This is a genomic window from Saccharopolyspora sp. MMCC62 (assembly GCF_057736575.1).
This window is the reverse complement of record NZ_JBYKCM010000006.1, coordinates 144,076-170,662: the sequence shown is the minus strand read 5'-3', so window position 1 is coordinate 170,662 and position 26,587 is coordinate 144,076. Positions and strand designations below refer to the sequence as shown.

The window sequence follows — 26,587 nt, the reverse complement described above, 5'->3', positions numbered from 1 at the left end:
CCTCCAGCGGGGTCAGCGCAGCAGCAGCGGCAGGGTTTCCAGGCCGTGCATGGCGGTGCTGAACCGCCAGCGCAGCTCCTCCTCGGGCACGGCGAGCGCGATGTCGGCGAACCGCGCCAGCAACCGGCCGAAGGCGATCTCGCCTTCCAGCCGGGCCAACGGGGCGCCGAGGCAGTAGTGGATGCCGTGGCCGAACGCCAGGTGCCCGCCCGGTTTGCGGGTGACGTCGAGGCGGTCCGGGTCGGCGAAGCGGGGTTCGCGGTTCGCCGACAGCCAGGAGGCCATCACGAAGTGCCCGGCGGGGATCCGCACGCCGCCGAGCTCCACCGGTTCGGTGGCGTAGCGCGGCGAGGACAGGTTGTTCGGCGTCTCGTAGCGCAGGAACTCCTCCACCGCCCCGCCGAGCAGGTCCGGCCGGGAGCGCAGCAGCGCCAGCTGGTCCGGGTGGCGCAGCAGCGCCAGCATCCCGCTGCTGATCAAGTTCACCGTGGTCTCGAAACCGCCGGTCAGCAGCACCACCGCGGTGGAGATCAGCTCGTCCCGGGACAGCCGGTCGCCGTCCTCGCTGACGTGCACCAGGCGGGACAGCAGGTCCTCGCCGGGGTCGGCGCGCTTGGCCTCGACGAGGTCGCCGAGGTAACCGGCCATCAGCTTGGACGCGGCCCCGACCTCCGCCGGTGTGGCCGCGGCGACCATGGTGCGGGACCACTCGGTGAACCGCTCCCGGTCGGCGAACGGGATGCCGAGCAGCTCGCAGATCACCCGGATCGGCAGCGGGTAGGCGTAGTCGGCGAGCAGCTCCGCCTCGCCAGCGGTGGCCATCGCGTCCAGCAGCTCGTCGGTGATCTCCTCGATGCGCGGTCGCAGCGGGGCCACCGAGCGGGTGGTGAACACCGCGGAGACGAGCTTGCGCAGCCGGGTGTGGTCCGGCGGGTCCAGGTTGAGCAGGTTCTGCGCGAGTTCCGGGGCGAACAGGCTCTCCGCGTCCTCCCCCGCGCCCGCCGCGGCCAGCCGCATCCGTTCGAGCCGGTCGTAGACGTGGTGGCTGCTCAGCCGCGGATCGGTCATGGCGGCGCGGGCCTCGGCGTGGCCGGTGATCAGCCACACCGGGAAGCCGCCGGGCAGCACGACGAACCGCACGGGCGTCGTCGCGCGCAGCCGGGCGGTCACTTCGTGGGAGCGCTGCACGAAGTCCTCGTCCAGCACGAGCGGTTCCAGGACATCGGTCATGGCGGTCCTCCCGCGTTCGGTGGTGGTCATGCGAGTTCCAGTTCGGGCCGGTACAGGTCGGCCCAGTGGTAGAAGTCGAGGGCGCGTTCGAGCCCGGTTCGGACTTCCCCGGTGACGGTGGCCGGGTCCCGGTCGGCGGTGCCGCGCAGCCAGTCGCGGTCGAAGACCTCGAACACCGCGTGGTCCCGGTCGGCGAGCACCTCGCGGGTCTGCCGCTGCAGCTCCACCGCGTACCGGGTGTCCTGAGTGGACGGGTAGGGGCTCTTCACCCGCTGCACCACGGATTCCGGCAGCAGGTCGGCGACCGCGCCGCGCAGCAGGCCCTTCTCCCGGCCGTCGTGGGTCTTCAGCGCCCACGGCGCGTTGTAGACGTACTCGACGAGGCGGTGGTCGGCGAACGGGACGCGGACCTCCAGGCCCACGGCCATCGACATCCGGTCCTTGCGGTCCAGCATCGCCCGCACCAGCCGGGTGATGTGCAGGTGACTGCTGGTGCGCATCCGGCGTTCGGCGGCGTCCTCGTGGCCGAGGTGCTCGACGCGGGCGACGGCGTCCGCGTACTGGTCGGCGACGTAGCCGCCGATGTCCAGCGCCTGCCGCAGTTCCGGGCGCAGCGGGCCGGTGCGGTCGGCGGTGTAGGTGTTCTGGAACGCCAGCCACGGGAAGGTGTCGGCGTCGCGCGCGGCCGGGTGGTGGAACCAGACGTAGCCGCCGAACAGCTCGTCGGCGAACTCGCCGGAGAGCGCGACGGTGGACTCCTCGCGGATCGCCTGGAACAGCAGGTACATCGAGCTGTCGATGTCGCCGAGCCCGATCGGCATGTCCCGCGCGGCCACCACCGCCCGCCGCAGCTCGGGGGTGCCGAGCAGCGTCGAGTCGAGCACCACGTCCCGGTGCCGGGAACCGACGTGCGCGCTGACGTCCCGGATGAACGGGGAGTCCGGGGTCTCGCGGAACTCGTCGGGCCGGAAGTTCTCCTCGTAGCCCGCGAAGTCCACCGAGTAGGAGCGCACCGCCCGTCCCTGCCCGGCCAGGTGCCGGGCGGCGAGCGCGGTGATCGCGCTGGAGTCGAGGCCGCCGGACAGCAGCACGCACTGCGGCACGTCCGAGACCAGCTGGCGGGGCACCACGTCGCCGAGCAGCTCGCGCACCCGCGCGACCGTGGTCTCCGCGTCGTCGGTGTGCGGCGCGGTCTCCAGCCGCCAGTAGGTGCGCTGCCGCATCCCGTCGCGGTCGACGGTGAGCACCGTGCCCGGTTCGACCTCGTGCAGGTCCTTCCACAGCGACCAGCCGGGTGCCTTGGTGAACCCGACGAGCTCGCGCAGGCAGCCGGTGTCGACGCGGCGCGGGAACGCCGGATTCGCCAGCACCGCCTTGGGTTCGGAGCCGAACAGCACGCCGTCGCGGGTGCGGTGGTAGTACAGCGGTTTCACGCCCATCCGGTCCCGCACCAGCACCAGGCGCTGGTGCCTGCCGTCCCAGATGGCGAAGGCGTACATGCCGTTGAGGCGGTCGGCGACGGCCTCGCCCCACTCCAGGTAGCCGCGCAGCACCACTTCGGTGTCGCTCGCGGTGGCGAACCGGTGGCCGCGGCCTTCGAGCTCGTCGCGCAGCTCGGTGAAGTCGTAGGTCTCGCCGGAGTACACCAGCACCACCGGCCCGCCCGGGGTCTCCACCCGCATCGGCTGGCGCCCGCCGGGCAGGTCGATGACGGCGAGCCTGCGGTGTCCGAGGGCGACGGGTCGGTCCACCCACACGTCGCCGTCGTCGGGTCCGCGGTCGGTGAGGGTCCGGGTCATGGTCTCCACGACCTCGCGGTGCGCCCGCAGGTCGTCGTCGAACGCGACCCAGCCGGTGATGCCGCACATGGGTTTCTTCCTTTCGCAGCGGTGTTTTCAGGCGCGGGCGAGGAACACGCGGTGACCCAGCGGTTCCAGCACGTGCCCGGGTGGCGGGAGGTCCGGTTCCCGGTGCAGCCCGGCGCCGTCGAGGACGGCGTGCCACTGCGGCAGCGACAGGAACGTGCTCCCGGACCCGGCGCGGTCGTCGTGCGCGTCGGCCATGAGCAGGCCTTGCGAGGCCATCACCCAGGGCTCCTCGGCGGTCGGTTCGGTGAGCACCAGCAGCCCGCCGGGGACGAGCAGCTCGCGCAGCCGGCGCACCGAGGCGTCGGTGTCGGTGGCCGCGTTCAACGCCCCGGCGCCGAGGACGAGGTCGAAGGGTTCTTCGGTGAAGTCCTGCGCCTCCGGGTCGGTGTCGAGGTCGAACAGCCCGTAGCGCACCGCGGTGCCGAACCGCTGCCGCGCCTGGTCGAGGAAGAACCGGGACACGTCGGTGAACAGGTAGTCCACCCGCGCACCGCCGAGCGCGCCCAGCACCACCTCGGTGGTGGCGCCGGTGCCCGCGCCGACCTCCAGCACCCGCAGCGGGCGGGCGGCGCGGCGGGCGGCTCCGGCGACGAGCGCGGCGACGGCGCGCTGCTGGTAGCGGGCGGTGATGCTCTCCCGGTACAGCGAGCGGGCCAGGTCGGTGCGGCCTTCCGGGAACAGCAGCAGCACCGCCTGCTCGCGGCCGGTGAGCAGCGCGGGCAGTGCTTCGGCGCTGCCGCGCGCGTAGTCGACGGTCTCGGCGGCGCCGAACGCGGCCAGCCAGCGCTCCCGCGCCCGCCGCCAGCAGTCGTCGATCCGCACGAGCTCCGCGTGTCCGGGCACGGGCGCGTACTCGCCGTTCCGTTGCCGCAGGAGGCCTTCCCGCGCCAGTGCGGCCAGCCAGCGGCGCACCAGCCCGCGGTGCCGCGGGGCGACCGCGGCGGCGTCGAGGATCCGTTCCGCCGCCGTGAACTCCCCTCCTGCGGCGGGCCATCCGGCGCGGACCAGGGCGGCGAGCATGGAGCGCAGCGCCGCCGCGTCGACGAGCCGGAGCGCGTCGAGCGCGGCGTCCTGGTCGAGCCCGGCGATCTCGGCGTCGGCGGCGGCCGCCACCTCCGCCGCGAGGTCCCCGTCCGGTCGCGGAGCCGCGACTCCGCGCAGCTGCACGTCCAGCTCCGCCCAGGCGGCCGCGTCGGCCGCGGTGGGTTCGGCGCCGGTGAGCACCACGCGGCGCAGCGCGGACAGGTCCGTCATCAGCGCCGCGGGCAGCTCCGGCAGGGCGCGCGCCTGCCCGGCGGGCAGCACGGCGGTGGTCACCTCGGCGCGTTCCAGCCAGGCCAGCAGCCGGGCGGGGGTTCCCATCGGGTCGCCGAGCACGGCGGTGCCGCCCGCGGCCCACACCGCGGCCGCGCCGTCGCCGGTGAGCATCCCGGTGCGCCCCGGTTCCGGACCGAGCGCGGCGGCGAGACCGGTGCCCGCGTCGAGCGTGGCGAGGAAGCCGCGCAGCCGCTCGTCCCGTTCGGGTTCGCCGTCCAGGGCCGCCCGCACCTGGTCGGCGGTCCGGGTCGCGGTGCCGGTCTCCAGCACCACGCGGTCGCCGAGCCCGGTGAGCAGGTCGGTGGCGGCGGTGTCGGCGGGGCGCACCGCGTGGAACAGCAGCTGCCCGGCGGCGGCCCACGGCGAGGCGGGTTCCGGGTGCACGGCCCGCAGCTCGAACCCGGCGGCGCGCAGCTCGGCGCGCCACCCCGCGTCGTCCAGGAACACCTCGCCGGTCGCGGCCCGCCGGTCGGTGTGCCGGGCCGCACCATCCGAAGTGGACAGCAGGAATTCCATCGAGGTGAGCATCGCGCGGTTGTCCCGCACCGACTCGGTGCAGACCAGCTCCCCGCCCGGCGCCAGCAGCGCCCGGATGCGGGCCAGGGTCTCGCCGAGGTGGCGGGCGTTGTGCAGCACGTTGCCCGCCAGCACCAGGTCGGCGGCACCGGCCGCGAAGCCCTGCGCGGCGAAGTCCGCGTCCACGTCGAGCAGTTCCGCCGCCAGCCCGAGCCGCTGCGCGACGGGCGCGAACAGCCGGGAGACGTCGGTGAACCGGTGCTCGACCGGCACCCCGGCGGCCCGCACCGCGCGCTGCACGGCCTCGGTGGTGCCGCCGCCTCCGGCACCGAGCTCGACCACGCGCAGCGGGGTGTCCCGGCCCGCGGCGGCTGCGACCACCAGTTCGGCGCAGGCCTCGTTGAGGTGGTCGGTGAAGGCGTTGCGCTGGTACGCGGTGAGCGCGCCGAGCACGTCGTCGCCGTCGAACAGCAGGTCCTGCGCGCGCACCTCGTCGCGCAGCAGTTCCGGGAGCCGGTCCAGCGCGGCGCGGTGGAATCGCGCCATGCCGTCCGGAAAGCCGAGTTCCCGGTAGTCCGCGGCGAGCCCGTCGACGTCCACTTCGGACGGTTCGGCGAGCCGGTACCGGCCCTGCTCCGACCCGAGCAGCCCGGCCTCGCCGAGCGCGACGAGCCAACGCCGCAGCAGCCACTCGTGGCGGGGTGCGACGAGCAGCGCACGGCGGAGCCGGGCTTCGGTCACGGGCCGGGCGTCGGTCACGGGCCGGGATTCGGTCGCTTGCCGGACTTCGGCCACGAGCCCGGAGTCGGTCGCGGGCTCGGCTCCCACCGCGTCCCGCAGCACCCGCAGCATCGCGGCCAGGCTGGTCCGCTCGACGCGCCGCAGCGCGTCCAGGGGCACGTTCACAGCACACCTTCCTCGTCGTCGTCCGCGGGCCACGTCACCTGCGCGGACAACCGGCCGAGCACCGCGCGGGCGTCGAGCACGTCCGCGGCGTAGTGCCGCCCGGGCGGCACGGCTCCGGCGAGCACCGCGGCGACGGCGGCCGCCGCCACTTCCCCGCTGAGCTCGGCGTTGCCCGCCCCGTGCAGCACGGCGGTGCGGGAATCGAGCGCACCCCCGCGTTCCCCGTCGGCGCGGACGGTCATCGTCACGAAGCGGGCGCGCCCGGCCAGGTCGAGCAGGCTGGCCCTGCGCAGCGCGGCGACCGCCTCGGCCGCATCCATCCCGCGCACCCGGTCGAACACGGCGGGCACCTGCTCGCCGCACAGCACGGTGCGCCAGTCGCCGCGCTCCAGGTCCAGCGCGGCGGCGAGCCGCTCGTCCTCGGTGCTGAGCTGGGTGAGCACGGTGACCCGGCCCGGGAAGTGCGGCAGCTCGACGTCGGTGCGCCGCGCCTCGCCGGTGCGGCGCACCCCGCGGCGCCAGCCCGCCGACGGCCGGGTCAGCCCCTCGGCGACGCCGTGCAGGTAGTCCGCCGCGGCGACCTCGGTGAACCGGTCGAGCAGTCCGAAGTGGACTTCGAGCGTGCGGACCCGGTCGAACTCGGCGGCCACCGCGCGCGGGAACAGCCCGGTCAAGCCCGGCCGCAACCCGGCCGAGAGCACGGCGACGCGCGGCGCGGCGGGGTCGAGGCGAGCGTGCAGCGCCTCGTCCCCGGCCACGTCCACGTAGTCCGCCCCGGCGCGGTGCGCCGCGACCGCCAGCACATCGCCGATCTCCCGCGACGGCCCCGCGCAGTTGAGCAGCACGTCCAGCCCGGTACAGAAGTCATCCACAGTGGACTCCGATCGGAAGTCCACCACGCGCTCGTCCGGCCCGGCGGGCGCGCTCCGCCCGCCGATCCGCACCGCGCACCCGCGGCCGCGCAGGGCCCGCACCGCGTGCGAACCGACGTCCCCGCGACCGCCGACGATGCCGACGAGCGGGCTCACCGGTCCTGCTCCGCGGACACCAGGCGCCAGCCGCGGCTGCGGGTGCGCCGGTTCCAGAACTCCGCGTACCGGCCGTCCGCGGCCAGCAGCTCCTGGTGCGTGCCGCGTTCGGCGATGCGGCCGTCGTCGAGCACCAGGATCTGGTCCGCGGCCACCACGGTCGGCAGCTTGTGCGCGATCACCACCAGCGTGGAGGTGCGCATCAGGCTGCGCAGCGCGTCCTGCACGTAGCGCTCGTTCTCCGGGTCCAGGGCGGCGGTCGCCTCGTCCAGCAGCACGATCGGCGCGCCCTTGAGCACGGCCCGCGCCACCGACACCCGCTGGCGCTCGCCACCGGAGAGCGAGGCGCCGCCTTCGCCGACCGGGGTGGCCCAGCCCTGCGGCAACCGGTCGACGATCTCGTGCACGCCGGCCAGCCGCGCGGCCTCGCGCAGCTCCGCTTCGGTGGCGGCGGGCCTGCCGATGCGGATGTTCGCTTCGAGGGTGTCGTCGAACAGGTACACGTCCTGCATCACCAGCGACACCTGCTCGGCCAGTCCGGCGGTGCCGAGCTCCCGCACGTCCGCGCCACCGACCCGGACCGTCCCGGCGTCCACGTCGAAGAACCGCATGATCAACCGGGTGATGGTGGTCTTGCCGGAACCCGAGGCACCGACCACCGCGGTCATGGTGCGGGCGGGAACCCGCAGCGACACGTCCCGCAGCACCGGGTTCGCCGGGTCGTAGCCGAAGCGGACGGCGTCGAACTCGATCTCCCCGCGCCGGGTGACCTCGGCGGCCGCCGCCGGTTCGGCCAGCGGCCGCTCGTCGAAGATCTCCGCGAGCCGCCGCAGGTCGTTGCCCGCCATCCGCACCATGCCGCTGAGCCCGGCGACCTCGGTGAGCGGGCCGACGAACCGCGCGGCCAGCGCCAGCAGCGCCACCAGCGTGACCGGCTCGATCGCCGACTCCAGCACCAGCGCCACCCCGACCGCGACGAGCGCGGCGAAGGACAGCTGCACGGCGAGGCCGGCGGCCAGCAGCCGCGGCATCGTCTCGGTGAGCATCCGGCCCGCGGCGCGCCCGCGGCCGTCGATGGCCTCCTCCAGCGGCGCGTAGCCCTCGGCACCGCGGCCGAACGCGCGCAGCGTCTGCTGGTTGCGGGCGAACTCCACCACCCGGTTCCCGGCGAGCGCGTCGGCGGCGTCGCGCTGCTGCTCGGACCGCCCGATCCAATGCGCCGACCAGCGGTGCACCAGGTACAGCAGCGGCGCGGCCAGCACCATCACCAGGCCGAGGCGCCAGTCGAGCACCAGCATCGCCACCGCCACCGTCGCGGGCGTGACGACACCGCTCACCACCGGGGTGAGCAGGTGCGCGAACACGTTGGTGACCATGAACGTGCCACCGGTGGCGCTGCGGGAGAGCCTGCCGACCTTCTCCGAGCTGAACCAGCCCAGCGGCAGCGAGGCCACATGATCGCCGAGGCGGCGGTGCAGCGTGCCGAGGGTGACCAGCGCCAGCCGGAAACCCTGCATGGCCTGCTGGTAGCGGGCGACGCAGGTCGCCAGCACGGCGACCGCCAGCACGCCCAGCCAGCGCCACGCGGCACCGGTGTCCCCGCCGAGCACGGCGCCCAGCACCGGCACCAGGAAGGCCATCGCCAGGCCTTCCAGCACCGCGTACGCGACCAGCCAGGCCAGGTAGGAGCGCAGCGCACCGCGGTGCTGCGGCCCCAGGATCGTCGCCAGGTGCCTGATCATCGTGCGGCTCCTTCCCCGCCGGTCGCCCCGGCGGTGCTGTCGGTGGTCGGCTCGTGCTCGGCCCACATGCGCGCGTAGCGGCCGTCCGCGGCGAGCAGTTCCGCGTGCGTCCCCTGCTCGGCGACGCGGCCGCGTTCGACGACGACGATCCGGTCGACGTCGGTGATGGTGGACAGCCGGTGCGCGATGACCAGGACGGTGCGGCCGCGCGCGACGGCGGACAGCGCCTCCTGGATCTCGGCCTCGGATTCGGGGTCCGCGTAGGCGGTGGCCTCGTCCAGCACCAGCACCGGGGTGTCGGCGAGCAGCGCGCGGGCGATGGAGACGCGCTGCGCCTCTCCGCCGGAGAGCACCGCGTCCTCGCCGATCACCGACTCGTAGCCGCGGGGCAGCCGGGTGATGCGCTCGTGGATGCGGGCGGCCTCGGCCGCGGCGACCAGTTCCCGCTCGGTCGCGTCCGGCCTGCCGAGCCGCAGGTTGTCGGCGACGGTGCCGTGCAGGAGTTGCACGTCCTGCAGCACGAACCCGACGTGCCGGTACAGCTCGGCGGGCGCGATCTCGCGGACGTCGACGCCGCCGAGCCGGATCGCGCCGCCGGTGACGTCGTAGAACCGCGGCAGCAGCTTCGCCAGCGTCGACTTGCCCGCGCCCGACGGCCCGACGAGCGCGGTGACCGTGCCGGGCCGGCAGGTGAGGTCCACGCCGCGCAGCACCGGTTCGTCCGCCGCGTAGCCGAACTCCACCGCGTCGAACTCGACGAGGTTCCCCTGCGGGCTGCGCGGTTCCGCGGCGACCGGCAACGCCGGGACCGCCAGCAGACCGGCGAGGCGTTCGGCGGCGGCGACGGCCTTGCGCTGCGCGGTGAAGCCCTGGTTGAGGGTGAGCAGCGTCGAGGGCAGCACCACGGCCACCAGCACTTCGGCGAGTACGTCGATCGGCGTCACCCAGCCGCGCTGCACGAACCAGGTGCCGCCCGCCACGCCGACCAGCGCGATCACCGGCACCGACAGCGCCATCGAGGTCAGCGCCTCCAGCCGCAGCACCGGGCGGACCCACCCGGCGTAGCGCTCGCCGAACTCGTCGACCGCGCGCCGGTAGCCGGCGTGCGCCCTGCCGGTCTGGCCGAACGACTTGACGACGGCGATGCCGTGCACGAACTCCGCGATGGCGGCGCTGACCCGGGCGAACCCGGAGTCCATCTCGCGCATCTTGTCCGCGAACCCGCGCATCATGAACCCGTAGGCCACGAAGTAGATCGGCAGCGTCGCCAGCGCCAGCAGCGCCAGCCGCCAGTCCACCCACAGCAGGTAGGCCAGCCCGCCCAGCGGCAGCACCACCGCCCCGGCCAGCTCCACGTCGTGGTGCGCGATCAGGTGGTGCAGGTCGTCGACGTCGTCCTGCGCGGCCTTGCGCACCCGGCCGGAGTTCGTCTCCGAGTACCAGCCGAGCCCGACCTCGCCGAGCTTGCGGACCAGCCTGCGGCGCAGCTGGGCCTGCAACCGGCCGTCGGCCAGGTGCGTGATCCACAGCGCGGCGCCGGTGCAGCTCCAGCCGAGCACCGTGCCGACCGCGATGATCACCGCGGTCCAGGCGACCCGGGTGGCGTCCAGCGGTCCGGGCGCCAGCAGCGTGCGGCCGAGTTCGGCGATCCCGACGAACGGGGCGAGCGTGGTCAGCGCGCCGATCCCGCCGAGCAGCACGCCGAGCCGCGTCATCGGCGCGATCGGGCGCCGCAGCTCGGCGAGCGCCGAGGTCCCCTTCTCTTCGACGGCTGTGGTCATGCCTGCTCTCCCTGCTCCTCGTGGTCCGCGCGCAGCGGTTCGGCCAACCGGTCCGCGACGACGTGCACGTGCGGCGGTTCGATGACGCTGAAGTGGTCGCCGGGCACGTCGGTGACCGCGAACCCGCCGAGGCAGGTGCGTTCCCAGAACGGCGCGGCGAGGTGCCCGACCCCGGCGGTGAGCCCGAAGGTCTGCTGCTGGTCGGCCCGCAGGAACCGCATGTCCCCGGCGTAGGGCTCCGGGTCGAAGCGGGCGGCGATCATGCTGTGCCTGCACACCCGGAACAGCGTCGGCACCATCTCCGGTTCGACCGGCACCCCGGCGTTCTCCGCGGCGGCGCGCGCGTACTCGGCGAGCCGGTCCCGCTGGTCGAGCCGGGAACGGCGGCCGGCCGCGTCGGCGACCGAGGCGAGTCCGGGGTCGTCGCGCAGCGCGGCGATCGCCCCGGCCGGGACCTTCCCGGAGCACTGCTCCATGAGGGTCTGCACGGCGCGGTGCACGTCCGCGGCGTCCACCTCGGGCCCGAACACGGACGCGACCGGGTCCAGCCCCAGGTTCGGCACGAAGATCGACTCGAAGGCGAGTTCCTCGTCGGTCTCGATGAACATCGGGATGCTGTCGACCAGCGTCAGGTCCACGACCTCCAGGCCGCGCTCGGCCAGCCGCCGCGCCACCTCGGTGGCCAGCAGCCCGCCCAGGCAGTAGCCGACGAGCTGGAACCGGGTGTGTCCCTCGTCGGCGAGCCGCCGGGCGTAGTCGTCGGCGACGCGGGAGATGAGGTCCTCGGCGGGGATCGCGCAGTAGTCGTCCCAGTCGGCGACCGCGAGCCCCACCACGGGCCCGAGCCGCTGCTCCGCGAGCGCGGCACCGAGGTGCTGGAAGTAGTCCATCGTGCCGAGCGCCGCGTGGAACAGCACCCGCACCGGCCCGTCGCCGTCCTGCGGCCCGAACGGCACCAGCAGCGAGTTGCCGCGGGTTCCCCGCACCGGCGCCACCGCCGGCTCCCGCCCCACCCGCAGCGCCGCGAGCAGCGCGGTCACGGTGGGCTCGTTGAGCATCTGGCGCAGCAGCGTGTCGTAGGCGAACTCCGCGGCCTCCGGGACCTCCTCGCGCAACCGGCCCGCGACGCGCGCCAGGATCAGCGAGTCCGCGCCGCGCTGGTAGAAGTTCTCGTCCGGCCCGATCCGCTGCACGCCCAGCGCGGAGGCCCACAGGGCGCACAGCCGCGCCCCGAGTTCATCCCCACCGTCCACTTCGGACACCGCTGTGGCGCCGACGGGTTCGGCGGGCCGCCACCCGGCCAGCGCCGCCCGGTCGATCTTCCCGTTGCGGGTGACCGGCAGTGCGTCCACCAGCTGCAGGTGCGCGGGCACCATGTGCGCGGGCAGTCGCTCGCGCAGGAACCGCTCCAGCGCCACCGGGTGCGGAGCCGCGCGATCGCCCTTCACCCGCGCGGCGAACAGGTGCATCCCCTGCGCGGCCATCGGGTGGTCGTCCGCGGGCAGGCACAGCACTTCCTCGGCACCGGCCTCGGCGAGCAGTGCGCGCCAGCGGTCCCGGTCCAGCAGGGTGCTCGCGCCGCGCTCCCGGTCGCCGTCCGCGGGATCCATCATGAATCCCTGGGTGAGCAGGATCTGCGGGTGCTCGCCGGTGGGTTCGGTGCACACCAGCCAGCCGCCGGGGGCGAGCAGTTCCACGGCGGTGCGGACCGCGGCGGCCACGTCCCGGGCGCTGTTGAGCATCCCGGCGCACAGCACCACGTCCGCGGAGTTCGGCGCCGCGCCCTGCGCCCGCAGGTCGCCGTCCACGTCGAGCAGCCCGAACCGCAGACCGGGGACGCCGGCGAACTCCTCCTGCGCGGCGGGCAGGAAGAACGGGGTGACGTCGGTGAACAGGTAGTCCACCTCGAACCCGTCGAGCAGCGGCAGCACCGCCGCGGTGGTGGCGCCGGTGCCCGCGCCGAGTTCGAGCACCCGCAATGGTTCCGGGCCGTCGTGCCCGGCGGCGATGCGGTGCAGCACGGCGGCCGCACCGTGGTTGGCGTAGCGCATCGCCGGGTCGTCCCGGTACACCGCGCGCGCCGGTTCGTCGCGGCCCTGCGGGAACAGCAGCTCGAACGGGTTCTGCTCGTCGTCCAGCAGCGCGTGCAGCGTGCCGACGTGGTCGCGCTGGTAGCGCACGAAGCCCGGGGTGCACAGGCCGCGCTCGCAGTGCCGTTCCACCTGCCGCCAGGCGCGTTCCACGTCCTCGCCGGAGACGTCGTCGACGATCCGCAGCAGCCCGTCCCGCTCGGCGAGCTCACCGCCGTCGAGGAGGCAGCGCAGCCAGCGGCGCACCAGCCAGCGATGCCGCTCGTGCGGCCGGGCGGCGTCGACCACCGCGTCCTCGTCGCGCGGCGCGGCGAAGGCGCCGCGGGCGCGCAGTGCGTGCAGCATGGACAGCCGGGCGGCGCGGTGCAGGTCGTGCAGGTAGTGCTCCACCTCCGCCGCGGTGATGCCCGCGACCTGCCGGTCGGCGAACTTGGCCGCGGCCGCGCGCAGCCGTTCGCGGCCGCGCTCGTCCCGGTCGGGCTCGGCGATGCGGGCCGGTTCGGCGAAGCCGAGCAGCGCGCGCTCCGCGCCCGCACCCGCGACGACGGCGGCGGCCGCGCCGATCTCGGGGTGGGCCAGCAGCGCGGCCTCCACCTCGCCGAGTTCGACGCGGTGGCCGCGCAGCTTCACCTGGTCGTCGCGCCTGCCGAGGAACTCGACCTCCCCGCCGGGCAGGTAGCGGCCGAGGTCACCGGTGCGGTAGAGCCGCTGCCCGTCCGCAGGGTGTTCGACGAAGCGGTCCGCGGTGAGCTCCGCGTCCCCGAGGTAGCCGAGCGCGAGTCCGGCACCGGTGATGCACAACTCCCCCTGCGTCCACACAGGACAGTCCCGCCAGTCCGCGTCGAGCACCCGGAAACCCTGGTTCCGCAACGGTGTTCCGTACGGGATGCTCGTCCAGGACGGCTCCACCCGGTCGATCGGGTGGTGGATGGACCAGATCGCCGCCTCGGTCGCGCCACCCAGCGAGACCAGCTCGGTGCCCGGGGCGAACCGGGCCAGCTGCTCCGGCAGCGTCACCGGGATCCAGTCGCCGGACAGCAGGCCCAGCCGCAGGCTCGGCAGCACCGCGGGCTCGGAATCGAGGTAGTTCACCAGCATCTGCAACTGCGCGGGCACCGAGTTCCACAGCGTCACGCCGTGCTCGGCCACCAGTTCCGCCCAGTGCGAGGGGTCGGCGCCGCGCTCCGGATCGGGCAGCACCAGTTCCCCGCCCGCGGCGAGCACCCCGAACACGTCGTACACGGACAGGTCGAAGCCGAGCCGCGCCAGCCCCAGCACCCGGTCCCGGGCGGTGACGCCGAACCGCTCGGTGATGTCGTCGACGGTGTTCCGCGCGGCGCGGTGGCTGAGCACCACGCCCTTCGGCGCCCCGGTGGAACCGGACGTGTAGATCACGTAGGCCGGGTCGTCGGGTGCGGTGCCGGGCCGCGGCGGTGCGGTGGCGGCGGGTTCGATCCGATCCAGCTCGATGGACACCAAGCCATCCGGCAGGTCGTCGGTGCGGGACTGCACGAGCACCCGCCGCACCCCGGCGTCGGCGAGCACCCGGTCCCGGCGCACCCGCGGCTGGTTCGCGTCGATCGGCAGGTAGCAGCCGCCGGCCAGCAGCACGCCCAGCACGCCCACCACCTGCTCGGGACCGCGGTCCACCAGCACCGCGACACGCTCTCCCGGGCCGATCCCGTCCAGCCGCCGCGCCACCGCGGTCGCGAGCCCGGCGAGCTCGCCGTACCGCAGTACCCCGCCCGGGTGGCGCACCGCGATCGCGTCCGGCTCGCGGGCCGCCCGGTCCAGGACCCCGTCCTGCAGCAGGCCGTCCGGCAGCGGACCCGCGGTGTCGTTGGCCCGGATGCGCTCGGCCCGCTGCCACTCGGGCAACCCGACCGGTTCCGGCCGGTCCCAGGTGGCCGGGTCGGTCGCCAGCGCGCGCAGCAGCTCTTCGAACGCGGCGAACATGTCCGGGACGAGCCCGGCGGGGAAGATGCCGCGACGGACGTCCCAGTCCACCACCAGTTCCCCGGACCCGTCGTTGACCTGGCAGTCCAGGAACACCTGCGGGGTCTGCGTGATGCCCTCGCCGAGCACCCGGCCCGCCCCGGACCCGCCGCTGGGCCCGAGACCGAGCGCGCTGGTGAACACCACCGGCATCAGCGCCGCCTCCTGGCCCCGGGTGCGGGCCAGGTCGCGGATCACCTCCACGCCGGAGTGCAACCGGTGGTCCAGGTCGGTGAACAGCCGCGCCCCGAGCCGTTCGGCGCGCTCCCCCAGCGAGGTCCCGGACATCCCGTCCACGTCCAGCAGGCTCACCGAGGTGAAGTCGCCGACGAGCCGGTCCACCTGCGGGTGCAGCGGCAGCCGGTTCAGCAGCGTCAGGTTGAGGGTGAAGCGGCGCCGCGCGCTCCACCGGTCCAGCACCGAGGCGTAGGCCGCGAGCACCGCGTTCGCCGCGGTCAGCCCGCGAGCGCCCGCCCGCGCGCGCAACTCGCTCCAGTCCTGTTCGGACAGCCGGAACCGGTGCCGGTCGAAGCGGACCTCACCGGTGTCACCCCCGGTGCGCACCGGCAGTTCGGGTGCGGGCGGCAGTTCGTCCACCAAGGACTTCCAGTACTCGCGATCGCGCCGGTACCGGGCGGTGTCGCGCAGCCCGCGCTCGGCGAGCAGGTAGTCCCGGAAGGTGATCTCCAGTTCCGGCAGCTCGGCCGCGCGGCCCGCCAGCACCAGGTCCAGCTCATCCAGCAGCACCCCGGCGCTGCCCCAGTCCGCGATGAGCGAATCCAGCGAGAAGTGCAGCAGGTCGCCCTCGTCGGTGCGGGTCAGCCGCAGCTCGAACAGCGGCCACACCTCGGTGTCGTAGCGCCGGTGTCCCAGGTCCTCCCGCACCGCGGCCAGGTGCGCGGCCACCGCGTCCCCGGTGGCGCCGCGCAGGTCGGTGCAGGCCACCTCGCAGCGCGGCACCTCCGGCAGCACCTGCTGGTAGCCGTCCGCGGACACCGTGGCGCGCAGCATGTCGTGCCGCGCGATCAGCAGGTTCCACGCCGCGACGACCGCGGCGGGCTCCAGGCTCGGGTAGCCGACCTCCAGGTAGCCGTGGCAGGCGACGCCGCCGTAGCCGAAGGAATCGCGCCTGCCCAGCAGGTAGGCGGTCTGCACGTCGGTGAGCGGGAACGGCTCCCCCCGCGAGCCCGGGTCGGCGCGCACCTGACCCGCGTCCTGCTCGCGGTCCAGCAGCGCGAGGACCGCGTCCTTGTGCGCGCGCAGGGCCGCGCGGTGCTGCTCGGTGAGCGCTCCCTTCGGGGCGCGGAACCGGATCTGACCGTCCTCGCTCCACAACCGGACACCCCTGTCCTGGAGCTCGGAGATGATCTCGTCAGCGTTCATGGGTGTGGCACTCCTCGCCGGGCACGGGGCCGGTCGGGTCGGGGGTGGTCTGATCAGGGGTCGTCGGTTCAGGAGCGTTCTGATCAGGGGCGTTCTGATCAGGAACGTCCCGGTCGGAAGCGTTCGGCTCAGGAACGTCCTGGCCGGAAGCGTTCGGCTCCGGGGCGTGCTGGTCGGAGGTGTTCCGGCCGGGGTCGATCGGATCGGGCTCGTGCTGGGCGGCGACGGAACCGGCCGAGTCGGTGCCGCTCGGTCGAGGGCCACTCGGTCGGTCACTCGGCCGAGGGCTGCTCGACCCGGAAGAGCTCGCCCCGGTTCCAGGCCGCCGGGCCAGCAACCGCAGCGCGGCGGCCGTCGGATCCGGGCCCAGCAGCTCGGCGGCGGCACCGGACGCGGCGATGCGCCCGCCGGCGAGCACCAGCACCCGATCGGCGCGCCGCGCCGCGATCTCCGGGTCGTGGGTGATGAGCACGACGCCGAGCCGCAGCCGCTCCCGCAACTCGTCCAGCAGGTCGAGCACCTCGTCGCGCGTGCCGGCGTCGAGCGCCGAGGTCACCTCGTCGCAGACCAGCACCTGCGGACGTCCCGCCAGCGCGCGGGCCAGCGCGACCCGCTGCCGCTGCCCGCCGGAGAGCTCGCCGGGGAGCCGGTCGGCCAGGTCCCGGTCGGCCAGGTCGACGGGCAGCCGGACCGCGTCGAGCAGCCGCCGGACCTCCGCGGTCCGCTCCGCCGCGTCCCGCATGGAGCGCAGCAGCCGCAGCGGCCGGTCCAGCGCGGTGCGCACGTCCTGACGCGGGTGCAGCGCGTCGGCCGGGTGCTGCGCGACCAGCGCGAGCCCGGCCCGGCCGAGCCGGTCGCGCCGCCGCACGTCCGGGTGCAGCGGTGCGCCGCGCAACAGCAGTTCTCCGCCGCCCGCCGGGTGCAGGCCGGCGAGCCTGCGGGCGAGGGTGCTCTTGCCCGCGCCCGAGATGCCGAGCACCGCGACGCACTCGGACTCGTGCACGTCCAGGTCGAGTTCGGTGAAGACCTCGCGCGCACCGTGACGTGCGGACAGCCCGCGCACCTGGAGCAGGTCGGCGCCCTCGGCGGGCAGATCAGCGCCCACGGATGTCAGGTCGGCCGCGGGGGCCGGGTGGCACGACGGCTCGCCCCGGTCCCGACCGGACCCGTCCGGTGCTCGGGCGCCCGGGTTCCGCGCCGCGGCCGGCCGGTGCCGCACCCCGTCGAACCGGTCCGCCGCGAGCCCGGGACCCGCGGGGCCGGTCTCGACGACCTCGCCGTCCGCGACCGCCACGATCCGGTCCACCTGGGACCGCAGCGCCGCCACGTCGTGGCTGATCCACAGCAGCGCCACCCCGTCCGCGCGGCAGCGGGCGAGCTCGGCGGCCACCTCGCGGCGGGCCGACACGTCCAGCGCCGTGGTCGGTTCGTCCAGCACCAGCAGCCGGGGCCGCCGCGCCAGCGCGGCCGCCAGCACGACGCGCTGCTGCTGCCCGCCGGAGAGCTGGTGCGGGTACCGCGCGGCGAGTTCGGCGTCCAGGCCGACCCGGTCGAGCAGTGCGGCGACGTGCTCGGTGCGGTGCCGCCGCGGCACCCGGCCGGTGATGGTCAGCAGCGTGCCGCGCACCGTCGCGTACGGGTTCAGCGCGGCCCCCGGGTCCTGCCCGACGTAGCCGACGAGCCCGCCGCGCAGCCCCGGCTCCGGTGCGGGCAACACGTCCCGCCCGGCGACGAGGCCGCGGCCGCCGTCGTGGCGCAGCCCGGGCCGCAGCGCACCCAGCAGCGCCAGCGCCATCGTGGTCTTGCCGGAACCGGAGGCCCCGACCAGCCCGACGGCCTCACCGTCCATGATGGACAGATCGACGCCGCGGAGCACCGGGGCTCCGTCCGCGGAGACGCGCAACCCGCGCAGTTCGGCGATCACGCGATCACGCTCCTGGCCCGCCGGGCGACGCCGTCGGCGGTGAAGTGGGTGCCGACGGCCAGCAGCGCGATGCCCAGCACCGGTGCCAGCAGCGCCCACGGTTGCAACGACACGCCGGGCAGCGCCTCCACGATCAGCAGGCCCCAGTCCGAATCCGCCCCGCTCACCCCGAGGAATCCGGCCGCGGCGGCCAGGTACACGGCGGAGACGAAGCGCAGCACCGCATCCGCCAGCAGCGGACCGGTGACCAGCGGCAGCACCTCGCGGCCCAGCAGCCAGCCCCAGCCCTCGCCGCGGGCGATCGCGGCCTCCAGGTGACCGCGCCCGAGCACCTGGTCGGCGGCGGCGCGCGCCACCCGCGCGGTCAGCGGGGCGCCGGTGAGCACCACCGCCAGCACGAGCCCGGCGCGGCCGGGCAGCGCGGTGAGCACCAGCAGCAGCACCAGGATCGGCGGCACCGCGGCCAGCACGTCCAGCGGTCGCAGCACGAGCGCCGCCGCCCAGCGACGCGACCCGGCGGCCAGCGAGGCGAACAGCCCGGCCGACGCCCCCACCGCCGATCCGCACAGCGCGGCCACCGCACTGGTCAGCAGCAGCGGCCTGCCGCCGTGCAGCATCCGGGACAGCACGTCGCGACCCAGGTGATCGGTGCCGAGTAGCCCGATCGAGCCGGGTGCGGCGAACGGCGGCCCGATCGGCCTGCTCGGCGAGTGCGGGGCGAGTTCCGGGCCGAGCAGCACCAGCAACAGCACCGCCGCGAACAGCACCCAGCCCAGCCGGATCGAGAGCGCGCGCATCACCGCACCGCCCTCGTCCGCAGCCGCGGTGTCAGCAGCACCACGGCGAAGTCGGCCAGCACCAGCGCCAGCAACATCGCCGCGCCCAGCAGCAGCACCAGCGCCTGCACCACCGGCAGGTCCCCGGTCTGCACCGAGGAGACCAGCAGCTGCCCGATTCCCGGGTAGCCGACGATGTTCTCCACCAGCACCGCACCGCCGACGGAACCGACGGCGGTGACCAGCCACACCTGCACCGCCACCGGCAGCACCGCCGGCACCACGGCGCGGCGCAGCACCACCGGGCCGCGAACTCCGCTCAACCGCAGGAATTCCACCTGCGGGGAGTCCACTGCGGACACCGCGGCACCGCGAATCACCCGCGTCGCGTAGGCCAGCCCGGCCAGCAGCAGACCGAGCACCGGCAGCACCAGCATCTCGGGCCGCAGCAGCGGATTCGTCCCGGCGGGCACGAGCGACACGGCGGGCAGCCAACGCAGCGTCACCGCGAACACCACGACGAGCCCGCCGGTCACCGCGAACTCCGGCACCGACACGAGCAGCAGCGCTCCGGTGGAGATCACCCGGTCCGCCGCGCGCCCGCGCCGCCACGCGGCGAGCACGCCCAGCACCAGCGAGCACGGCACCAGCAGCACCCAGGCCAACCCGGCCAGCAGCACCGAGTTCCCCACCCGGTCCGCGAGCAGCGCGCCGACGGGGCGCCCGGTCGCGGACCTCCCGAGGTCGCCGTGCGGCAACCCGGCGAGCCACTCGCCGTAGCGCACCAGCACCGGCCGGTCCAGCCCGAGGTGCGCGCGCAGCCGCGCGATCCGCTCGGGGGTCGAGGTCGCGCCCAGCCGGGCCGTGACCGGATCGCCCGGCAGCAGGTCGACGCCGACGAACACGGCGAACGACAGCAGCACCAGCAGCAGCACGCTGATCGCGAGGCGACGCGGCAGCGCGCGCCACCCGGCGCCGAGCTCGGTTCTCGTTCCCGCAGCGTCCATCAGGCCAGCCCGGCCTTCCCGAAGTACGGGTACTTCGCCTGGTCCCGGATCTCCAGTCCCGCGACCTCGCGGCGGGCCATGCCGAGCACGTCGGCCAACCCCCACACCACGGTGTTGCCGCGGTCGAACATCACGGCCTGCACGTCCTGCCAGGCGCGGACCCGGTCCGGTTCCGCGGTGCTCGCCATCGCGCGTTCCAGCGCCGCCGCGAGTTCCGGGTCGGGCAACGACAGCGACGGGATCCCGCCGAGGCGCCCGTACGCCACGGCCAGCGGGTAGGTGCCGAGCGCGAAGGTCACCGAGTCGGCGGCGGCGATCGCGGAGCTCTCGAAGAACTCGGCGAGCCCGACCAGCTGGGCCTGCGCGTCGAGCCCGATCTCCTGCAGCTGCTGGACGAACAGCTCGGTGGCGGCGTTGTAGCCGTTCTCGTACTCGGCGGAGCGGGCCACCACCCGCGCACCCTCCGCACCCGCCTCCCGCACGAGCGCGCGGGCCCGCCGCACGTCCCGCGGCAGCGGGGGCCGGTCGTCGAAGTACGCGCTGCCCGCGCCGAACAGGTCGTTGCCGGGCACGCCGAAGCCGAGCAGCGCCGTGTCCACCAGCGCCTGCCGGTCGATGCCGAGGCGGACGGCTTCGCGCACCCGCGGGTCGTCGAACGGCGCCTTGGTCGCATTGAGCACGAACGCGTAGCCGGTGCGCTGCCGCGGCCCCGCGGTGCGGATCTCCAGCTCGGGGCTCGGCGCGCCGGTGCGGGCCTGCACGAACGGGACGTCGCCCGCGTAGTCGGCCTGCCCGGCGGCCACCGCGTTCACCTTCGCCTGCTGGTCGGGCAGGCTCAGCAGCACGAGTTCGTCCAGCGGCGCGGGGCCGTCCCAGTGGTCGTCGAAGCGGACGAGCCGGGTCTGCCTGCCGGGTTCGAACTCGGCGACGCGGAACGGACCGGTACCGATGGCCTGGTCGAACGACGCCCCGGCGCGCACGATCTTCGCGGGGAACGCGGCGAGCAGCAGCGCCGGATCGCCGATCGGCGTCGAGGTCGGCACCCGCACCGAGAGCCGGTCCAGCGCCCGGGCGCCCGCCACGTCGAAGTAGCTGCCGAGCTCGCTCGGGTACGGCCGGTCCGGCGAGGTCATGTAGCGGAGGCTGTGCACCACGTCCGCGGCGCTGAACGGGGCACCGTCGTGCCAGCGCACCCCGTCGCGCAGCCGGAGGGTGAACGAGCGCGCGTCGGCGGCGACCTCCACGCCGAGCGCGAGCGCGGGTTCGGCGGTGCCGTCGTGCAGCGCGAACAGCGTGTCGTAGACGGCGCCGCTGCGGACCAGGTCGACCGGAGCGCCCCCGGCGAACGGGTCGAGGCTCTCCGCGGCACCCGCTCCGCCGAACGCGGCGCGCAGCGCTCCCCCGCGGCGCGGCACCCGGCCGGTGTCCTCCGCGACGGGTCCGCCGCCGACGGCACCGCTCGCGCAGCCGCCGAGCACCGCACCGGTCCCGGCCGCGCCCAGCGCGATCCCGGCGAGCCGGAACAACTCGCGGCGAGAGCGGATCATGGCGTGCCTCCTGCTTTCCCGGTCCGGCGCACCACCGGATCGACATCGATGATCGTTTTCATCTGGTTCGGATGCGAGTCCCACCGGAGGGCGGGAGGGGGTGTGCGGCTAGTCGCCGCCGGGGGCCGCGCGCAGCACGGCGCCGCGGGTGAGCGCCGGGTCCACGTCGTGGTCCAGCCCGGCGATCTCGACGGCCAGCACCTCGGTGACCGGCGCTTCCCGCACTCGGAACCCGGGGGCGTCGCCGAGGATCGCGCGGAACGCGGGCAGGTCCTGCGCGCGCACGCCCACCTCGACGGTGCGCAGCGCGGTGGCCCCGTTCGGGTGCGCCACGGCGGGCGGGTGCTGCGGCGGGTCGTAGGGCGTGACCAAGAACGGCAGCCGGTCGTGGCGCGGGTAGGCGAAGGAGAACTCGGTGCGCGCCCCGTCCGGGCGCCGCCGCTTCCAGCGCACCGCCCGGCCGCTGGGCACCCCGGCCCGGGCGAGCGCGGCGAGCCGGGCGGCGAAGCCCTCGGCCGGGGTCAGCACGGCGACGTCGCAGAAGCCTTCGCCCTGGCGGGCCCAGCGCACCATGCGCTTCCCGGCGCCGCGGCCGAAGAACAGCTCCAGCGGCAGCCGGAACCACCGCGCGCCGCGCGGCGTGGTGAGCAGTTCGAGGATCGGCCCGTCCGGGAACCACACGTGCGCGTGCAGCGCCCGTTCCTCCGCGGTGGCGAAGTCGACCTGGAACCCGGCGGCGCGGAAGTCGGCGACCGCGGCCGGGAGGTCGGCGACGCGCAGCAGCACGTGACTACATCGGGCGCTCATCGGACCAGCTCCCGCCGGTCGACGACGGGTGGCTCCGGGGGCCGGACGACCTCGGGCATCCCGAGCTTCGCGGTCAGGTCGGCCCAGGCCTGCGAGACCGACAGCGCCCACTGCCCGGCAGTGGCGCGGCGGGCGGGCCGGTCGATGTCCGCGCGCAGCCGCAGCAGCGAGGTCCGCACCGCACCGGGCCACAGCTGCGCGAACACGTCGTGGAAGGTGCCGGGCGCCTCCTGCAGCACAGAGGTGCTGGGCACCGCGAGCCGTTCGGTGCCGGGACCGGCGAGCACGAGCCTGCCGGTCTCGTCGCGCGGCGAGTGCAGCCGCGGGTTCCACAGCACCGGCCCGTGCGTGTCGGCCAGCTCCAGCACGCCGGCGTCGGTGCCGACCGAGATCCGGTGCAGCAGGTGCGAGTGGTTGTCCGGGTCGTCCGGGTGCACCTGGTTCTGCACCCGCAGCGTCACCGGCAGGCCGCCGACGACGGCGTGCAGCGCGCGGAACGGCTGGGCTTCCACCGCGAGCGCCGCGAGCCGTTCCGGCACCGGGTCGCAGTCGCCGAACGCCCACGGCCGAAGGGTTCCGGCTATCCGCCCGAGCACGTCGAGCAGCGGGTAGAGCACCTGGCTGTTGCAGGCGGCGTCGACGAACCGCAGCGGGTGCTCGGCGCGCAGCCGCCGGACCGCGTCCAGGAAGACCCGCACCGGCGCGATGTCGTGGTAGAGCGTGTTCACCGCGTACGCGGCTCCGCCGTCGCGGGCGGCGCGCAGGTTCTCGGCGAGTTCGGCGGCGTGCACCGGGTGCTCCTGCAGCACGTGGGTGCCGCGGCGCAGGAACGCCCGCGCCAGGTCCGAGCCCGCCCCGCCGGTGGCGCCGGAGCGCACCACGACGCACACCACGTCCACGTCGGCGGGCACCTGATCGGGGTCCACGTAGGACGGAACGTCGAGCTCCGCGGCGAGCGCGCGGGAGAAAGCACCGCCCTGGGAAAGGATTCCGGCGAGTTCGAACGATTCCGGGTCCGAGCGCACCGCGTCCAGGTAGATCCGCCCGAACGCGGTGCCCGCGACGACGACGCGCAGCGGACGCGCCCCGGTCACGGGGTCACCGCCGGTTCCGCGGCGGGCACCAGGTGGCGGCAGACGCTGCGCAGCTTCTCGCGGGTCTCCTCCAGTTCCCGGTCCGGGTCGGAGTCGGCGACCACGCCCGCACCGGCGCGCAGCCAGGTGCGGCCGTCCTTGCGGTAGACGCTGCGCAGCACCAGCGCCGCGTCCAGCTCGGCCCCGTCCACGGCGACGACCGCGCCGCTGTAGAGGCCGCGCTCCTCGCGCTCCAGCCGCCGGATCAGCGCACCGGCGGGTCCCTTGGGGATGCCGGAGGCGGTGACGGCGGGGAACAGCGCGGCCAGCGCATCCCACCCGTCGGCGTCGGCGCGCAGCACGCCGCTGAGCTCGGAGGCCAGGTGCTGCACGCTGCCGCGTTCCTCGACGTGCATGAACTCGGCGACGCGCACCGATCCGGCTTCGCACACCCCGCCGAGCTCCTCGGCGGCGAGCCGCACCGAGATCGCGTGCTCGTAGACCTCCTTGGCGTCCCGGTAGAGCTCGGCGCGCAGCGCACCGTCCACTTCGGAATCTCCGGCCAGCGCGCGGGTTCCGGCCAGCGGCTGGGTGGTGACGACGCCGTCGGCACCGACCTTCGCCACGATCTCCGGGCTGTAACCGGCGGCTTCCCAGCCGCCGAGGCGGAGCAGGAAGGAGCGCGCCGGGGTGTTCGCGCGGCGCCCGGCGAGGTAGGTGGCGGCGAGGTCGATCTCGCCGGGGACCGGGACCGGGCGGGACAGGATCACCTTGTCCAGCCGTCCCGCGCGGATCTCGGCGACGGCCTCGCGGACTCCGTCGCGGTACTCCGCGGCGCCGTGTTCGAGCAGGTCGGCGGCGGCCGGTTCGTGCGCGGCGACGGCCGGGGCGCGCAGCCGTCGTTCGAGCCGGTCGAGCTCGGCGGTGTCGGCGGCGCGCAGCAGCGCGGTCCCGTCGTCGACGAGGACTTCCCGCTCGGGCACCAGGAACCAGGCGAGCACGTCCTCGGCGGCGACCGCGTCGCGGTGTGCCTGGGACAGCTCGAAGCTCACCCAGCCGCAGGCCCGCGGCCCGCCGAGCGAGCGCAGCGCGGCTCCGGCCGCGGCGAGCGGGTGCGTGCGCACCGGGAACTCGGTGCGCCGCGCGCCGTGCACGAGGGTCGCACCGGTCGCCCGGACCTGGACTTCGGCTCGCCGTCCTTCGGCCCACCGGATCGCACCGCCGTGCTCGTAGAGCACGTGCTGCTCGGCGGACTCCGCGCAGAGCCCGGCCGCTGCGGCGAGCGCGTCGCCGTCGAACCGGATGCGGCGCTCCACCGCACCGCCAACGGAGGTCATCTGATCGTCTCCCACTTTCCCGCGCTTGATCGCGATCGCGCACGGCCCCAGGTGCGGGCAGCACCGATCGGCGCCACCCGGCTTCGTGAATCCACGGCGGACGGATCACGGTCCGTCACGCCACCCCAGTAAACTTTGGTTAGGCTAACCTGAGTTGATCGCCGCCGCAACGAGGACCGGCTCCCTCGCCGGACCGTGCGCGACCACCATCTAAGACCTTGTTGAAAATGATTGTCAATGCAGCCAAGGCTGAGTCTTGCAGCACACGGGCCCGTAGCCCGATCGGACCAGCGCTCGTTCGGGCGGCCGCAGCAACGCGCGGGTGACGCACCTCTCGGACGCGGGCCGCCCCCACGGCCGACGCCCGCGCGATCACCTGGAGTCGTCGATCCACCGAAGCTCGCCAGGTCCGCGACTCACTAGCCCACAGTGGACAATGCGGGCGAAATCGGTGCCAGTGCGGGGAAAACGGTGGCACCGGATGCCACCTCCGCACCGGACATCGGTAGTTTCCGCGGCGAGGGCCGGTTCGCGGCTCTCGCGCGACGACCGGTAGCCCGCCCGGTCCGCCCCGACGCCGACCCGCCCCGGACGTGCCATGACAACGGTCCCGCTGCTCACCGCCGCCGCGCCCATCCTCGTCGTGCTGCTGTTGCCGGCGGTGCGCGTCCCATCGCTGTGGGCCGCGGCCGCGGGCCTCGTCACCGCCGCCCTCGCCGCGCTGCTGGAGTTCCCGCCGGACGCGGCAGGGATCGCCGCCGCGCGGGGCATGGCGCCCACCGTCGTCGAAGTCGCCGTGATCCTGCTCGGCGGCGTCGGGCTCGCCGAGGCCATGCGCCGCGGCGGTGCGCAGGACCGGATCGCCGACTGGCTGGACGGCGCCGAACGGGGCGCGGACCGCACGGCGACCCTGCTGCTGCTGGTGTTCGGGCTGACGCCGTTCATGGAGTCCGTCACCGGGTTCGGCCTCGGCGTGGTGATCACCGCACCGCTGCTGGTCCGGCTCGGGCTGTCGCCGGTCAAGGCGGTGGTGTCCGCGCTGCTCGGGATGGTGCTGGTGCCGTGGGGTTCGCTCGGGCCCGGCACCCTGATCGCCGCGCGGCTGGGCGGGGTGGACTCCGGGGAGCTCGGGTTGTGGTCGGCGCTGCTGACGCTGCCCGTCCTGGTGGTGAGCGCGGGCGCCGTGCTCGCCCTCGACGTCGGACGCCCGGCACCGCGGCAGCTGGTGCTGACCTCGACGGTCGTGCTCGTGGAGTGGGTGGCGCTGATCGCGGCGAACCTGGTGCTGTTCCCACCGGCCGGAGTGCTGGCCGCGGCCGCGGTGATCGCGGGGCTGCTCGCGCGGACCCGGCTCGCGAACGGGCCGCTCCCGGCGGTGGACCGGGCACTCGGGCTGGCGCTGCTGCCGTACTGCGTGCTGGTCGGCGGGATCTTCGCCGCCACCGCGGTCCTGGCGCTGCTGGGCGCGGGCGGTCCGGCCGCGGTGGTGGTGGCGAATCCGGCGGTGTGGCTGGTGATCGCCGCTACCGTGGCCGTCGGCTCGCTCGACGTCCCGGCGGCGGACCGGTGGCGGGTGCTCCGCACCGCCGTGCGCCGGTGGGTGCCGATCGCCGGCAACGCCGTGCTGTTCATGGTGCTCGGCATCGTCATGGCCACCACCGGGATGGCCGAGCACCTCGCCGCGGCGGCCGCGCACGCCGGGTACGGGTTCGTCGCGGCGATCCCCGCGATCGGGGCGTTCGGCGGTTACCTCACCGGGTCCAACACCGGCGCGGCGGCGATGTTCTCGGCCGCGACCGCGACCGCATCGGCCGGGCTCGGTGCGACGCCGCTGATCGCGGTGGCGGGCCAGAACGTGGCCGGTTCGTTCGCGATCATCGCGTCACCGCCGCGGATCGCGCTCGCCACCGCCGTCGCGCTGCCGCCGGGAGAACGGCTGCCCGGCACCGCCCACGGCGTCCTCGCCGGGGCCGCCGCGACATCCGCGGTCCTGCTCGGCCTCCTCGTCCTCGCCCTCGCCTGACTCCCCCCGCAGATCCACTCCGATGCAGGATGGAACGGCCGACTGCCCAGGAAGCCACATGTCGGTTTCCTGTCAGCGGCGAAGCCGCTGAGCCGACGACCACCTGAGACACCGGCACCGCCGCGGGTTCTCAGCGGGATTCTCGCGAGGACAGCGCCTTCTCCTGTGGCGGAGCCACCGGTGCGAACGATCCCGCAGCGAGAATCCCGCTGAGGTTCCGCCACCCGCCCACCGAGC

Annotated in this window: 15 protein-coding genes; 1 reads left to right on the top strand and 14 read right to left on the bottom strand. The window is 74.9% G+C overall.

All coding sequences use genetic code 11. The features are described from left to right. Positions 1-12 precede the first annotated feature (12 nt). From AC29IT_RS16300 to AC29IT_RS16235, 14 genes are all read right to left on the bottom strand, one after another. On the bottom strand, positions 13-1,260 hold the full coding sequence (locus AC29IT_RS16300) for a cytochrome P450 family protein (protein WP_488219262.1): 1,248 nt from the start codon (positions 1,258-1,260) through the stop codon (positions 13-15). After that, a complete protein-coding gene (gene asnB, locus AC29IT_RS16295) occupies positions 1,257-3,098 on the bottom strand; it encodes an asparagine synthase (glutamine-hydrolyzing) (RefSeq protein ID WP_488219261.1) in 1,842 nt (613 codons plus the stop codon). The genes AC29IT_RS16300 and asnB overlap by 4 nt, the downstream gene beginning before the upstream one ends. A 27-nt stretch (positions 3,099-3,125) precedes the next feature. Next, positions 3,126-5,837, bottom strand: coding sequence for a methyltransferase (locus AC29IT_RS16290; RefSeq protein ID WP_488219260.1), 2,712 nt, complete (start codon positions 5,835-5,837; stop codon positions 3,126-3,128). Beyond that, positions 5,834-6,865 (bottom strand): saccharopine dehydrogenase family protein, encoded by a 1,032-nt coding sequence (locus AC29IT_RS16285; RefSeq protein WP_488219259.1) that lies wholly within the window; start codon positions 6,863-6,865, stop codon positions 5,834-5,836. The genes AC29IT_RS16290 and AC29IT_RS16285 overlap by 4 nt, the downstream gene beginning before the upstream one ends. After that, positions 6,862-8,607: an ABC transporter ATP-binding protein gene (locus AC29IT_RS16280; protein ID WP_488219258.1), complete on the bottom strand. Its 1,746-nt coding sequence runs from the start codon at positions 8,605-8,607 to the stop codon at positions 6,862-6,864. The genes AC29IT_RS16285 and AC29IT_RS16280 overlap by 4 nt, the downstream gene beginning before the upstream one ends. Further along, positions 8,604-10,388, bottom strand: a complete 1,785-nt coding sequence (locus AC29IT_RS16275) for an ABC transporter ATP-binding protein (RefSeq protein ID WP_488219257.1) — start codon at positions 10,386-10,388, stop codon at positions 8,604-8,606. Before AC29IT_RS16275 ends, AC29IT_RS16280 begins: the two co-directional genes overlap by 4 nt. After that, on the bottom strand, positions 10,385-15,856 hold the full coding sequence (locus AC29IT_RS16270) for a non-ribosomal peptide synthetase (RefSeq protein WP_488219256.1): 5,472 nt from the start codon (positions 15,854-15,856) through the stop codon (positions 10,385-10,387). The genes AC29IT_RS16275 and AC29IT_RS16270 overlap by 4 nt, the downstream gene beginning before the upstream one ends. Further along, positions 15,846-17,780, bottom strand: a complete 1,935-nt coding sequence (locus AC29IT_RS16265) for an ABC transporter ATP-binding protein (RefSeq protein WP_488219255.1) — start codon at positions 17,778-17,780, stop codon at positions 15,846-15,848. The genes AC29IT_RS16270 and AC29IT_RS16265 overlap by 11 nt, the downstream gene beginning before the upstream one ends. Further along, positions 17,777-18,577, bottom strand: a complete 801-nt coding sequence (locus AC29IT_RS16260) for an ABC transporter permease (RefSeq protein ID WP_488219254.1) — start codon at positions 18,575-18,577, stop codon at positions 17,777-17,779. Before AC29IT_RS16260 ends, AC29IT_RS16265 begins: the two co-directional genes overlap by 4 nt. Further along, complete coding sequence (locus AC29IT_RS16255) at positions 18,577-19,563, bottom strand: ABC transporter permease (protein ID WP_488219253.1); 987 nt, start codon at positions 19,561-19,563, stop codon at positions 18,577-18,579. The genes AC29IT_RS16260 and AC29IT_RS16255 overlap by 1 nt, the downstream gene beginning before the upstream one ends. Next, on the bottom strand, positions 19,563-21,110 hold the full coding sequence (locus AC29IT_RS16250; RefSeq protein WP_488219252.1) for an ABC transporter substrate-binding protein: 1,548 nt from the start codon (positions 21,108-21,110) through the stop codon (positions 19,563-19,565). The genes AC29IT_RS16255 and AC29IT_RS16250 overlap by 1 nt, the downstream gene beginning before the upstream one ends. Before the next feature lie 108 nt (positions 21,111-21,218). Continuing rightward, a complete protein-coding gene (locus tag AC29IT_RS16245; RefSeq protein ID WP_488219251.1) occupies positions 21,219-21,917 on the bottom strand; it encodes a VOC family protein in 699 nt (232 codons plus the stop codon). Beyond that, entirely contained in the window at positions 21,914-23,011 is a 1,098-nt protein-coding gene (locus tag AC29IT_RS16240) for a Gfo/Idh/MocA family oxidoreductase (RefSeq protein WP_488219250.1), read from the bottom strand. The genes AC29IT_RS16245 and AC29IT_RS16240 overlap by 4 nt, the downstream gene beginning before the upstream one ends. Then, on the bottom strand, positions 23,008-24,327 hold the full coding sequence (locus AC29IT_RS16235; RefSeq protein WP_488219249.1) for a salicylate synthase: 1,320 nt from the start codon (positions 24,325-24,327) through the stop codon (positions 23,008-23,010). The genes AC29IT_RS16240 and AC29IT_RS16235 overlap by 4 nt, the downstream gene beginning before the upstream one ends. A 598-nt stretch (positions 24,328-24,925) precedes the next feature. On the opposite strand from AC29IT_RS16235, the gene AC29IT_RS16230 reads away from it, so the two are divergent. Beyond that, positions 24,926-26,350 carry an L-lactate permease gene (locus AC29IT_RS16230; RefSeq protein WP_488219248.1) on the top strand — a complete coding sequence of 475 codons (1,425 nt, stop codon included), beginning with the start codon at positions 24,926-24,928 and terminating at the stop codon, positions 26,348-26,350. Positions 26,351-26,587 lie beyond the last annotated feature (237 nt).